At 54.7% G+C, this 13,087-nt stretch carries 11 protein-coding genes and 1 pseudogene; 4 read left to right on the top strand and 8 right to left on the bottom strand.

Translation table 11 applies throughout. The features are described 5' to 3' along the window. Positions 1-98: 98 nt before the first annotated feature. From GTPT_RS10990 to GTPT_RS10970, 5 genes are all read right to left on the bottom strand, one after another. Positions 99-1,886, bottom strand: coding sequence for an ABC transporter permease subunit (locus GTPT_RS10990; RefSeq protein WP_029990281.1), 1,788 nt, complete (start codon positions 1,884-1,886; stop codon positions 99-101). Positions 1,887-1,905: 19 nt separating this feature from the next. After that, positions 1,906-3,432: an ABC transporter substrate-binding protein gene (locus GTPT_RS10985; RefSeq protein WP_029990280.1), complete on the bottom strand. Its 1,527-nt coding sequence runs from the start codon at positions 3,430-3,432 to the stop codon at positions 1,906-1,908. Then, on the bottom strand, positions 3,419-4,327 hold the full coding sequence (locus GTPT_RS10980) for an ABC transporter ATP-binding protein (protein WP_081671448.1): 909 nt from the start codon (positions 4,325-4,327) through the stop codon (positions 3,419-3,421). The genes GTPT_RS10985 and GTPT_RS10980 overlap by 14 nt, the downstream gene beginning before the upstream one ends. Further along, positions 4,324-5,133 (bottom strand): ATP-binding cassette domain-containing protein, encoded by an 810-nt coding sequence (locus GTPT_RS10975; protein ID WP_081671447.1) that lies wholly within the window; start codon positions 5,131-5,133, stop codon positions 4,324-4,326. The genes GTPT_RS10980 and GTPT_RS10975 overlap by 4 nt, the downstream gene beginning before the upstream one ends. 440 nt (positions 5,134-5,573) lie before the next feature. Then, entirely contained in the window at positions 5,574-5,966 is a 393-nt protein-coding gene (locus GTPT_RS10970) for a VOC family protein (protein WP_029990277.1), read from the bottom strand. A 695-nt stretch (positions 5,967-6,661) separates the two neighbouring features. On the opposite strand from GTPT_RS10970, the gene GTPT_RS10965 reads away from it, so the two are divergent. Next, a complete protein-coding gene (locus GTPT_RS10965) occupies positions 6,662-7,915 on the top strand; it encodes an MFS transporter (RefSeq protein WP_029990276.1) in 1,254 nt (417 codons plus the stop codon). Positions 7,916-7,953: 38 nt separating this feature from the next. On the opposite strand, the gene GTPT_RS10960 is transcribed toward GTPT_RS10965, so the two are convergent. Continuing rightward, positions 7,954-8,874 carry an AraC family transcriptional regulator gene (locus GTPT_RS10960; protein ID WP_029990275.1) on the bottom strand — a complete coding sequence of 307 codons (921 nt, stop codon included), beginning with the start codon at positions 8,872-8,874 and terminating at the stop codon, positions 7,954-7,956. Between the two features lie 102 nt (positions 8,875-8,976). Between GTPT_RS10960 and GTPT_RS10955 the strand changes: the two genes are divergently transcribed. From GTPT_RS10955 to GTPT_RS10945, 3 genes and pseudogenes are all read left to right on the top strand, one after another. Next, on the top strand, positions 8,977-9,807 hold the full coding sequence (locus GTPT_RS10955; protein WP_029990274.1) for an oxidoreductase: 831 nt from the start codon (positions 8,977-8,979) through the stop codon (positions 9,805-9,807). A gap of 223 nt (positions 9,808-10,030) precedes the next feature. After that, positions 10,031-10,180: pseudogene (locus GTPT_RS17850) on the top strand (glutathione transferase); the annotation flags it as partial. A 122-nt stretch (positions 10,181-10,302) separates the two neighbouring features. Then, the gene (locus GTPT_RS10945; protein ID WP_029990273.1) at positions 10,303-10,752 is read left to right on the top strand and encodes a GNAT family N-acetyltransferase; all 450 of its coding nucleotides are present in this window, start codon (positions 10,303-10,305) and stop codon (positions 10,750-10,752) included. Between the two features lie 68 nt (positions 10,753-10,820). On the opposite strand, the gene GTPT_RS10940 is transcribed toward GTPT_RS10945, so the two are convergent. Both GTPT_RS10940 and GTPT_RS10935 read right to left on the bottom strand, forming a co-directional pair. Then, positions 10,821-11,741, bottom strand: coding sequence for an alpha/beta fold hydrolase (locus tag GTPT_RS10940; protein ID WP_029990272.1), 921 nt, complete (start codon positions 11,739-11,741; stop codon positions 10,821-10,823). A gap of 283 nt (positions 11,742-12,024) precedes the next feature. Next, on the bottom strand, positions 12,025-12,960 hold the full coding sequence (locus GTPT_RS10935) for a LysR family transcriptional regulator (RefSeq protein ID WP_029990271.1): 936 nt from the start codon (positions 12,958-12,960) through the stop codon (positions 12,025-12,027). Between the last annotated feature and the right edge of the window lie 127 nt (positions 12,961-13,087).

Raw genomic sequence — 13,087 nt, 5'->3', positions numbered from 1 at the left:
CTGCCATTGTCTCTTAAAAACTCAGAGACTATCATGGCAGAAAATAACTGAGGGCACCGTTTGCGGTGCCTCAATGCCCCGGCTAACCGGGCCGTCACTCATTGCATGCGTGCAGGTTTCCGGGCGATAAAGCCGGCCAGACTCACCCCCATGACCGATAAAACAGCCAGCGCGCTCGCCGGAGCCAGCACAACCCAATACGCGCGTTCAAGATAAGCCATGCCTTCTGCAAGCACCCGGCCCCATTCAGGCGCAGGGGGAGAAGCCCCCAGACCCAGGAATCCCAGTGAAGCTAATGCCAGTGCGATGCCGGGTAACCGTAACATTGCATGGCGGAAGAGAGGCCCGATAAGGGCTGGAAAAACGTAAACAATATTTTGACGCAACCCGCTAGTCCCTAAAACGGGCAACATACTGATGTACGATCTGGCCCGGATCTCGGATGCCAGTGCGGCAGTGTGTGTCGCCAGAGGAGCCCAGCCGACAGCCGCTATCGCAATAGCCGCGCCTGAACTACCGGCACCGCTGACGGAGACGACAAGCAGGCCTGCGATAACAGGCGGTAATGCATTCGCTATCTCGGTTGGCCCGACAAATACACGCGGAAAAAGGCCAATCACTAACCCCACAACCAGACAAACGAGCGAGACAATCAGTGCCAGAATGCAGGTATGCACAGTGCCGTGTGCAACCCTCGCCAGTAAATCGCGCCCCATGGCATCGGCACCGAACGGCAGTGAAGAGGACGGTGGAGCCAGCCGGAGAAAATCAGACGCGTAGGGATCCCGGGGTAAGCCGGTCAGCAGAAGCACGGCCAGCGCGACGGCACAGACCACCGGCAACACAATCCACCTCCGCCGGGAACTGTTGCCCGGTTCATTTGTGACCGGCAGAGAGGACGTCAGTAACGCCCGACCAAGAATGAGGTATCTGATCCCCGTCGCCAGAATGCCGGACATAAATGCCATGATCAGCAGGAAGAGAATGCCGGTTTGCAAGGCGGTAAGATCCCGGGCAACAACCGCTCCAAGCGTGGCTCTGCCCAGTCCGGGGATGGCAAATACTTTCTCGACCGCCACGGCGCTCCCCGTCAGTGATACCAGAATAAGGCCGATCAGTGGCATTACCGTAGATAAGGTCCGCCGGAGTACCGCACAAAGAATATGCCAGCGCGAAATCCCGGAGACTATCCAGGTAATCACCCAGTTTTCGCTGAACGTCGCGGCTAACGCGTCCGAAAATATCCGGCCCAGATATCCCCCCGAAGGGATCCCCATGGCCAGTGCGGGCAATACAGCATAGTGCATACCGTTCCAGCCATAAGGAGGAAACCACTTCAGCCAGACCGCGCCGACAACCAGTAAAAAGGAGGCCAGAAGAAAGTCGGGTAATGACGTCAATATGGACGCCAGTAGTCCTGCTGAACGGTATGGCCGGCCCTGCAGTCCGCGCCGGAACGTCGGCAGACAAATCATCGCTGCCAGCATCAGGGCCACCGCAGCAGACATCATCATCAGCGTCAGCGATACCTGTGCTGCCTGCAGCATCCCGGGCAGTACCGGACGACCTGAAATCCAGGAGTTGCCGGCATCCCCCTGCAGAAGGCCACTGAGCCAGTTAATGAGCAGGTTAACAGGGCCCTGATCAAGCCCCAGTGACTGACGGATCGCTGCCAGGGCTTCCGGCGTCGCTTCCTGTTCGGCAGAGCGGGCACGCAGCAATGCCATTGCCGGATCGCCATCCGAAAGCCACGGCAGCATCCCGATCAATACAATGATGCCTGTTAATGTCATAAGCCGCGACATTAACGCCATCAGTAAGCCATGTGGCAGGTAACTCGCCCGTTGAATTCCGGCGCAGGTTCTGCAGTACAGGGATTCTCTCATCGTTCAATAGCCTTATTAATTACAGCGCGTCCGTATTCTGGTCGCCGGAGACTAACTGCGTCCTGCCGTCGATGAGCGTACGTTCGCGCGGGTCGCGTTGCGCATTTTTCAGTACCGCGCTTTCCCCCTGAATAACCCGCTCATGCAGCAACGGAATGGCGGCATCACTGGCCAGAATAAGGTTTTCAGCCTCCATAATGGCCTGACGACGGGCCTCACCGGCTGGTATTTCACCGGCTTTGATTAACGCAGCATCAATTTCAGGGCGGCATAACTGAGAAATATTGAACGAACCTTTGCAGGAAAAATCGCTGTACATATAGGCGACCGGGTCACCGGAATCAAGAACAGTTGCCCTGGATAGAATAAACGCATCAAACTTTCCAGCCAGCGCGTCCGCTTCAATCTGAGCATATTCACGAACCACTTGTTTCACAGTAAAGCCGGCAGCGGTCAGTTGCTGCGCGAGGTAGATCGCGACCTCCGGTAATTCCGGGCGATCGCTGAATGTTGCCAGCGTGAGGGTGGCCCCGTCGGGCGTACCCGCAGTTCCCGGGTCTGCCACCGGTTTACGGAGTTTAGCCGCCCAGGGTAATGCCGGACCCAGCAGTCCCTGAGCAACATCGGCGTGGTGTTCATAGACATTATCGACAAGTTGCTGGCGGTTAACCGCGTCGCGTACCGCGGCACGCATCGCAGGATCTTTCATAACGCCCCGGGCCGTGTTGAGATACAGCGTATTGGTTCTTGGCATGGGCACTTCATGCACCAGCGACGGTTCCAGCAGCGGAGCCTGAGAGACCGGGATCGCTTCAACGACATCCGCCGTACCGGTACGTAATGCGGCCGCGCGCGCGGTCCCGTCCGGGACAAAACTGGCGTCGATCCCGCTTGCCTTCGCCTTTTCACCCCAGTAGCCCTCAAAACGGTCAAGTGATGCACTGCTGGTGCCATCCACGCGACGTAAAATAAATGGCCCTGTCCCGGTATTAACCGGATCCACCACGCCATTTTCTTTGTAGGCATTCAGAGACAGGATCGCCAGCTGAGGGCTGGAAAGACGTTGAGGCAGAAGGGCATCTTTGTTCGCCGTTGTCACTAGTACTGTGCTATCCCCCTCTGCTTTTGCCGTGAGTTTTACACCATCAAGGATACGGGGTTTGGGTGTGGCGTTGGCAGCAACGTTCAGGGCATTTTCAACCACCTGTGCCGTCAGTTTACTGTCGTCATGAAACCTGACGTCCGGGCGCAGTTCAAAGCGCCAGGTTGTATCGTTCATTTGCTGCCATTTTATCGACAGTGCCGGCTGCGCTTCACCGGCACTATCGAGGACGACCAGCGTCTCTGCTGTGCCCCAGCGTGATAACTTGAACGCATCATCACTGAGCGGCGTCAGGCCGGAACGTGGTGGCTGAAGATGCGCCACTCTGATCCTGCCTTCGTTGCCACTGGCCGATTGATCCTGCGGTTCATTAAAACAGCCGGTAAGTAATAAGGTCGCTGACAAGAGTCCACAAACAGGCCGGAAGGTTTTACCCGTATTCATGTGTATCCTTATTGATATGCAGAGCCGTGGTATTGAAGCTACCGCCAGGTTTTGGTGTATATTCATCCCTGTCTGCGGGAAGGACCGGAGAAAACAGACCCGGTACCGCGTTCAGGAGCTGGCGCGTATGCGGATGATGGGGCAAATGCAGCATTTCCGGAGTTGGCCGATCCTCAATAATTTCACCCGCCGCCATGACCAGCGTTCTGTCACATAACCCGGCCAGCAAAGAAATATCATGGGAAACGACCAGCAGGCCCATGCGGTTCTCTTCAGTCATTCGCAAAAGTAACGATTTGATTTGTTCCCGCAGAGGAAGGTCAAGACCACTGACCGGCTCATCGGCCAGCAGGAAATCAGGCTTAATGATCAGCGCCCTTGCCAGCGCGACCCGCTGGGCCTGGCCCCCTGAAAGAGAGCCTGCATGCTTATCGAGGATCTTCGGGCTGAGCTCCACCTGTTCAAGAGATGCGGCAAGATCGGAAGACGCGTGACGGCGATGGCCTGAATGTCTCAGCGGCTCGTTGAGGATATCCCGGACGCGCATTGCCGGAGGCAACGTGCTGGCGGGTTCCTGGGGAAGGTACTGAACCTGCCGGCGATACCAGCGTAATGTGCGGGCCGGACCCGGCCTGACCCGCTTCCCGTTGCAATATACCGCTCCGCTATCGACCACATCGAGCGCCATGATAGCTCTGAGTAGCGTTGATTTTCCGCATCCCGAACACCCGAGAAGACCCACACGTTCATGCGGGTGCAACGTTAATGAAAAATCATCAAGAATAGCGTTTGCAGATGTGGCCTTCTGCCAGGGGAATGCGTGCCGGTTGCGGTAACGGGAAATCCTGTCGACCTGGATGAAAGCGGGAGAGACAGCAGGTAACGTCGTGCTCATCCGGGGAGTGCCTCACTGGAATGTACTTTCAACACCCGCTCAGCCGCGCGTGCTGCCTGTACCAGTTTGCGGGTATACGGATGTTGCGGCGCATTCAGGAGCTGAGCCATTGTGCCACGTTCCACAATCTGCCCCTTTTCCATCACGATACCCCGCTCGCACAACTGCGTAGCCACGGCGATATCGTGAGTAATAAAGAGCAGAGCAGGGGGATCAACCAGGGCTGAACGGTGACTCAGTACCTGCAGAACGTGCTGCTGGTTGATCACATCCAGCGCCGTCGTCGGTTCATCAGCAATCAGTAAACGGTTATTTGCCATCAGAGCCATGGCGATGCAGATGCGCTGACGCTGTCCCCCGGAGAGCTCCGCAGGATAACGGGAGAGTAACTGCGGAATATCGCCCAGCTGTAGCGCATCCAGTAATGCTGGCAGCTTTGCGTTACACTCCGCGTTCAGCACCAACTTAAGCTGGGAACCCACGGGCATCAACGGATTCAGCGCGGCAGAAGAGTCCTGAAAGACGGCTGAAACCCGTGCGTGTTGAGGTCTTCGGGAAGGGTGAACTCCGCCGACACAGGTTCCGTTAATACGGATACTTCCCTGAAAGGTTAGTTCTGCTGACAGGATGCCGATGATAGCCTTTGCAGTCAGCGACTTACCCGAGCCGGATGAACCAATGATACATACGCGTTCGCCCCCGTACAGGCAAAAACTGCATTCGTTGACCAGCACATCATGACCGCTGGAGACTTTGACGTTTTTGACGTCAAGAACGGGAATCGAATCCGGGGAACGGTTATTCATCAAAGACCATCGCTTGTGTTTTGTTATGTAATAACATAGCACTATTGCGTGACTTGTTGCAAATAGCGACTGGTTGTAAATTTTTGTATATGCAGGTGCTATCGCTGACATGAAAATACCGCCATTGCGTGTCAGCAAGCCTTTACGTGAAGTCATCCATTCTTAAATAGACGATTTCCATGCAACTGAATGAATTCCGGGGCGAAATCTAAGCCACCAATTACTGACCCGGGACTGATTTGTTCCCCCGGCCGGTGACGCTATCGGGTCTCCGGTGAGTCACTCAGTACGATTATAGTGGGTACCATTGAACCGACAGACAGGCGGGGGCAGAAGTAAAAGAGGAAGGGAGTGGGGCTGGGTGACCCCGGGAAGGATTACCGTGAATCTCAGACAGTAAACCCGGTACCCTGGCAGGATGCTGCGCAGAGACCGGTAAATCACTCCGCCCAGTAAAACTCGATACGTATCCCGCCGGGTTCATAGCACATCATATGCATTGCTGGCCCTTCGCCGAGGGGCGTGGGTTCAAATTCTATTTCGATATTATTTTCCTTTAATACCGCATAAGTCCGCAACAGTTCCTCTCTGGTGTTAACCCTTAAGGCCAGGTGATGTAATCCGATATTTGTTTTACGATTAAAGTTAACGGGCGCTTCAGTCTGGGTTTTCCATAGCGTGATCATTATCTGCTTATCTTTTACAAAGATGGCCGGATAATCGTCGAGCCTTTTCACTACCTCCCAGCCCAGCAGGCGGGTGAAAAACTCAGCGCTTTCTTCGGGGTCTGAGACCGTTAAACCAATGTGATGTACGCCGGCGGTCAATGTCATGACTATTGCTCTCCTTCAGAGGCTGATGAAGCGAATCATCACTATGAGCTAAACCTTTATCACTCTGCAACAGAAAATAGTGCCCGCATGGAAAAACGTATCAGGTAACAATTGCCGCGGGCAGATCTTTATGTGCATGGTGCAGACTTTTTCCCGGATCCTCGCCGGGAGTGATAACCGGCTGACTGATGCAGATAACGTTATCTCGCCGGTATCAGTTACCGCCTGATACCGGTATTCGCCGGTTTCAACAGAAACACCGGCGGTTAAATGATTAGCCTGACATTACCGGCTGGCAGCACTATTTTTCCCGCAACCCGCAACCCGCAACCCGCAACCCGCAACCCGCAACTAGCAACCCGTATAACCCGTAACCCATAACCCGCAACCCGGTAGCCCGGGCTGGCACCGGAGAGATTTTCGGCGTACAGACGTTCAGAGGGGGGGAAGTCTCCCCGTCAGACCCTCTCCGGTAGCAGACTACTGTTTATAACAGCAGTAATCACCGAATTGTATTCGCGACTCAATGGCTTCCCATAGATTGCTCTTCCATCAGTGATCTTTACCTTATTATCGTGTGAATCAAACCGGACACTTATATTTATATTGCGGGTGATGGGGAATAATCTTATTAATATTGAGTGAGTTAATTGTGACCGCACTCTGACAAATTAAAATTATAAAAAGGATAGATTATGACAACCAGTTCTGCTGCTGAAGAGGGGCCCGCCCCTGGATTATTCCGGACGCTGAAAACGTTTCCGCTGGCTGTTCACTCGCTGCTCTTTTTTACGCTGGTGATCCGTTTCAGTTATTTTATGGCCTGGCCGTTTATCGCAGTGATCATGACACGGAATTATCATATGTCGCCGATCGCCATCGGTCTGGCAATGACCAGCAGCGCACTGTTCTCGGCGGTGCTCGGTATGTATGGTGGGCATATTTCGGACCGGCTCGGGCGGCGGGTTATCCTGATGCTGGGCTGCGGGTTTTCTGCGCTGGGATATATCCTTCTTGCGCAGGCAACCGGCATCATACTGTTTATCATCGGCCTGATGATCATAGGTGTTTCCTTTGCATGGGTCGATCCCCCGTTGCGCGCACTGATGAGTGATTTACTGGGAGATCGTCGTCGCCGTGCACTTGCTCTGCAACTGCGCTATTACCTTGTCAACATCGCGGCGGTATTTGGTCCGCTGGTCGGGATAGCCTTTGGGCTGACCTCTCAGAAAGGGACATTCCTGATCACCGGGCTGTCGTATGTTCCGTTTTTCGTCTATGTGCTGTTGTTTATTCCTGCGGGTAAATTACAGAAGGACCCACAGCAGGGCAGCGACGTGACGATTAAAATCCACACCGTCACCGGGATTATTGCCAGGGATAAAATCTACATTGCGGCGCTGCTATGCAGTATTTTGTGCAGTATCGTTTTTATGCACTACGAAGCCATACTGCCACAGTATATCCTGCGGTTTAACAGTAATGCCGCGGTCAGGCTGATCACCCTGATACTGGTCACAAACGCCTGTACGGTGCTGTTTTTCCAGACCTTTATGACGCGATTTCTGACAAATGTTCCGCTGCCAAAACGTATTCTTTTGGGCGGGGCCATATTTGCGGTGTCACAACTTTGTTTCTTTTGTGTACGTACGCCGGATATCTGGCCCTGGCTGATGGTGACCGCGGTGTTCAGTGTCGGAGAAGCGATCCTGATGCCGAATCTGAACATTTTGCTCGATCAACTGGCGCCTGCAGAATATCGGGGGGCTTATCTCGGCGCGTCAATGCTGTCGACACTAGGGATTGCTGCCGGGCCATTAATCGGCGGGGTCATGCTGGCGTTAACCGGTGCAGGGGTCTTTATCTGTACGATGCTGCTCAGTCTGTTATTGTGCGCGATTATTTACGTTTGCAGGGTCAGTATGCTGGCGCGGCTGCAGGAGCCCTGAACACAGGGAGTATCAGGCAGGGGAGATCAACCTCTGCCTTAATGCGAAGAAACAAATATCGATGCTGGTTGCTCAGGCGGCACGGCGAAGTGCTGCTTCATGCGTTTAATCTCCTCTGCCGGGGGCAGACCAAACAAGCGTTTGAACTCACGATTAAATTGTGACGGACTTTCATAGCCGACCGCATAACTTGCGGCCGCGGCCGTGATTTTCTGACGCACCATCAGCATCCGGGCCTGGTGAAGCCGGACCGATTTCACATACTGCATCGGCGGCATTTGGGTGATGGCTTTGAAGTGACTGTGAAACGTCGGCACACTCATCCCGGCATCCAGCGCCAGTTGAGTGAGAGTCAGCGCCCCGGCGTAGGACGTGTGGATCTGCTGCAGCACTTTACCGATTTTACCGAATTGCCCCTGCAGGGTCAGTGCGGCACGCATGGCATTGCCCTGTGCCCCGGTCAGCACCCGGAAATAGAGTTCCCGCACCCGGCCCGGCCCGAGGATCGCTGCTTCAGCAGGATTGTTCAGCACCTCCAGTAAACGCTGAACGGCAGTGTTTACCGTTGCGTCCATCGGGCTTGACATCATGCTTTGCGGTGCGGCGGCGGCAGGGTATGCGCCATGCTGTTCAATCTGCAATATCAGTTCAGCGGCCAGCTGAAAATCCAGATGCATATAAATTGCCAGTAACGGATGTTCTGCAGATGCCCGGGTTTCCATCTCAAACGGGACCGGCACCGAAACCGCCAGGTAGTGCAGTTCATCGTACACATAGGTCTGCCGGCCAAAATAGCCGCGTTTACTGCCCTGACAGACAATCACTATCCCCGGGTCGTAGAGCACCGGTGTTTTTGAAAGAGGGCGGTCGGCACGTAAAATTCGTACGTCAGGTAACGCCGTGAGGTTATAACCCTCCAGCGGCGCGAGAGCTTTAGCAAGGGGAATGATGCCGGACATGACAGTCCCTCATAAAATCAGGCAAGAAAAAGAGAAGATACGGTCTGATAATCTCGCAGAACGCAGAATATCCTGCAACCTGTACTGTTCATGGGGGGCATTATGACAATTGCAAAAACGATTTTAATTACCGGCGTCAGCAGTGGCTTTGGGCGGGCACTGGCACAGGAAGCCCTTGCGGCAGGCCATCGGGTCATTGGCACCGTGCGCAGCCAGCAGGCACTGGAGGCTTTCGAAGCACAGCATACACACGCCTACGGCAGGCTGCTGGACATCACAGATTTCGGGCGTATTGATGAGGTGGTGGCGGAGGTGGAATCTGCCACCGGTCCGGTGGATGTGCTGGTCAATAATGCCGGTTACGGTCATGAAGGCATCATGGAAGAATCTTCGCTCGCTGAGATGCGCCACCAGTTTGACGTTAATGTGTTCGGTGCCGTGGCGATGATCAAAGCCGTACTGGCAGGCATGCGCCAGCGACGCCGCGGTCATATTATCAATATCACTTCAATGGGCAGCTTTATTACCATGCCCGGGATCAGCTTCTACTGCGGCAGTAAATTTGCCCTGGAAGGGATCTCAGAGACCTTAAGCAAAGAACTTGCGCCGTTCAACATCCATGTGACGGCGGTCGCGCCAGGCTCGTTCCGTACCGACTGGGCAGGCCGATCGATGGTACGCAGTGCCCGCAGACTCCCGGACTATGACGCGTCATTTGATCCTATTCGTCAGGCACGTGAGGAAAAAAGCGGTAAGCAGTTGGGCGACCCTGTGAAAGCGGCGCATGCCATACTGACATTAATCGACAGCCAGACGCCGCCTGCGCATCTGTTATTAGGCAGTGATGCCCTGAGCTTAGTTCGTCAGAAACTGGCGGCATTAGGCCAGGAAATCGATGACTGGGAATCACTGACCCGTTCAACCGATTATTGAACAGTCTGGCAGATAAACGGCCCCTGACCGGGGGGAAGCTGGGGGGGACTAAAGGGTTACCCCGGCAGGAGGCTGATACGGTTGCCGTTCGCTGCTTTCTGGCGTGCGGCCCGGACAGAAGGAGTGGCGATAAGGTGTGTGACTCTGCGGAATGACACACCTTACCCCTCTGTTTTAGCCTACACTCTGAATTTACAAGAGCTATCGCCATCACAGGGAACGCGTAACCGAGTGGAAGATAAATAAGAGTGAAGGAAAGTCCGTCTATTTTTTGGACCCTGACGGGCACAAGCTCGAAATCCACGATGGTGATCTGAAAAGCCGTCTGAGTGCCTGCCTGGCTGAACCGTATGAAGGTATGGAGTTTTATTAATTTGCAGTGATCTGTAGGCTATCACTGAAGAAAATCAGGCTGGAAAGTCGTGGCACTTGTTATCTGTGATGCTTATAAGAACAAATTTCAATCACTCCCGGAGTTGAGTGAGGACCCGCGTAATGGCTGTAAAATATCAGAAAGTGGATCCGCAAATGGATCTGTTTGAGGTCTATAAAGAGCATATGCAGCCTTTTATACAGGACCTTTTTGGCTGGGATGAACAATTTCAGAAGCAGGGGTTTAGCCGTGCTCTCCGGCGTGAAGACTTTCGCTGGGTTATCATTGATGACGTAAAAGCAGGCATCATTCACCGGCAGGCAGAAAACGAAAACATAAAAATTTCGCTGTTAGTTATCTTCAGGCAATTTCAGAGGAGGGGGTATGGCTACCGGTTAATGACCTCTTTAGTGGACAGTACCGGGGCCGGAAAAACACTGACCTGGAATTGCCTGAAAAATAACGTACCTGCGCTGGCTCTGTATGACAAAATTGAAGCTACAGAGCGCACAGAAACTGACTATTTCTACTGTTACACATATCAGAATCCCCGCCTGGTACGCAATCAGTGAGCCGGGACTCGCTCCCCCGCCCGTCGCAGGGGCGGGGAAGGGCTAAGAGAACACAGTAAACGTCCGGATTATCCGTGTGGGTACCGGGCATAGAAACCGGACAGGGCACGGACCAGTGCCGTCGGGGCTTCTTCAGGGATATAGTGTCCACACTCAATCAGTGCGGCTTCCAGCCGTTCACAGCGGGCCTGCAGGCTGAGTTGTAATTTATGACCAGCCCCCTGTGCCGCCCCCCCGGCGAGGACCGGCAGGGTCAGCGTCTGTTGAGAACGCTGTTGTGTGCGCCTTAACTCTGTTTCACTGAAGGCCTCGCGATAATAACTGAGTGCCGCGCGCAAGGCACCCGGCCGTTTGTTGACCCGCAGATACTCCTGGCGGTCCCGGGCATTGATAGCCAGCGGGTTACGGGTTTTGTTATCGAATAACCAGTCCAGAAACTGCGCTTCACGTCCCGTCAGTAATATTTCCGGTAAATCGGCTAACAGGTTAAAACTGAAATGCCAGGTGGCGGCGGCCTGTTTCGCCGGAGACGGGGCCGGATCGTTACCGGCAGGCACTGGCAGCCCAGGGATCAACGCATCAAACAGCGCCAGACGCCTGACCCGCGCCGGATGATCGCAGGCCAGCGCATAGCTGACCCAGCTGCCGACATCATGGGCCACGATATCTACCGGAGCTTCTCCCAGACTGGCGACCAGGGCCGCGAGATCGGTGGCCAGCGTCCCGGTATCATAGCCCCGGGTGCCGACCGATGAGTCCCCCATACCCCGTAAATCGACCGCAATCACCCGTCGTCCGGCATCCGCCAGCAGGGGCATCACATAGCGCCAGCAGTACCAGCTTTGCGGCCAGCCAGGTACCAGCAGCAACGGCTCTCCCTCACCCCCGGCGACGTAATTCAGCCGGGTTTCTCCGGTATCAAAGGTGCCATGGGAAAAACGCTTAAAAAAGGCGGTAGCATCAAACGGGGTGATGGCGGTGTCATTCATCAGTTATTCTCTTAGTAAAGCGGAAGATCATGAGTTCCGGCGTCGCTTCGCAACAGGCCCGTTGCCGGGCCGTAAAAAACTTCCGGTCGGGGTAAATGCCCCGGCGTACAACGCCAGACAAATAACCGTGGCCGCAGACCCGGCCGGGGCGTTGAGAACGGCGTGCCTCAGCAGTGGCGATTGGCTTACTGCAGGCCGCGGGCCAGTGACGGGGAACCCCGGTGACGGTTAATCAACAGACCTTAGGTAAGGATCGTTGGAAGATCAAGGTAATTTAATGATGTCAGTGGGCAGAAGCCCGCTTCAGCGCCTCCGGCAGTCTGCCGGTGATTTCCTGCAGATGGCGGCTCAGTTCGCTGCGTAATAAGCGGATGGCCGGTGAAAACTCTTTACGGTGCGGACAAATCAGATACAGCGGGGCGGGCTCTCCCGGAATATCGGTAAGCAGCAGCTTAAGTCGTCCGGCAACCACGTCTTCACTGACATCAATCCACGACTTATAGGCGATACCGTGACCCGCTACCGCCCAGCGCCGCACCACATCGGCATCATCACATAGCCACTGACTGGTCAGCGCGATGCGCTGCATGCCTCCGGCCTGTGGAAATGCCCACTTATCATAAATATGGCCATTGAGGCTATAGAGCAGGCACGTGTGCTGAGCCAGTTGTTCAGGGGAGCGGGGCTGACCACAACGCGCCAGATAATCCGGCGAGGCCACCAGTACCCGGCGATTCTCTTCTGCCAGGGGTTGTGCGATGTACTGACGATTATCCGGAATACCGTAACGGATGGCGATATCGACCGGGTCGCGGAAAATATCACTCATATGGTCAGACAGGGATAGCTGCAGAGTCAGTTCGTTGTGCTCGCGGCAAAAATTACTGATCCAGGGCAGCAGCAGGTTGCGGCCGCAATCTGAAGGCAGTGCAATACGCAGGGTGCCGCGTATTTCGTTGTCACGGTGATGCAGGATCTCTTCACCTGCCTGCATCACTGACAGAATTTCCTGCGCATAAGGCAGATATTTTTCCCCTTCCGCACTCAGCCGTAAGCTGCGGGTGGAACGTGCAAACAGCCGGGTATTGAGCCGGGTTTCCAGTCGCTGGATAGCCGCACTGACCTGGCCCGGTAAGATGCCAGCCTCACGTGCCGCGCGGGAGAAACTCCCCAGTGCAGCCACGCGCAGAAATAACCCGAGATCTTCAGGGCGAACCATTATTGCCTCCGTTACCGTGCCATGCTGACGGGCCAGATTGTCCCGTTTTCCGGCAGTAATCGTATCTGTTTTCACAAAAATAGTGAAAGTCTTACTCTGCAAAAGCTCTGTTTCCGCTGCCGGCCGT

The organism is Tatumella ptyseos ATCC 33301 (assembly GCF_000735525.1).
Lineage (GTDB): Bacteria > Pseudomonadota > Gammaproteobacteria > Enterobacterales > Enterobacteriaceae > Tatumella > Tatumella ptyseos.
Note: the sequence above shows the minus strand (reverse complement) of the source record. Positions and strands in the feature narration are given on the sequence as shown.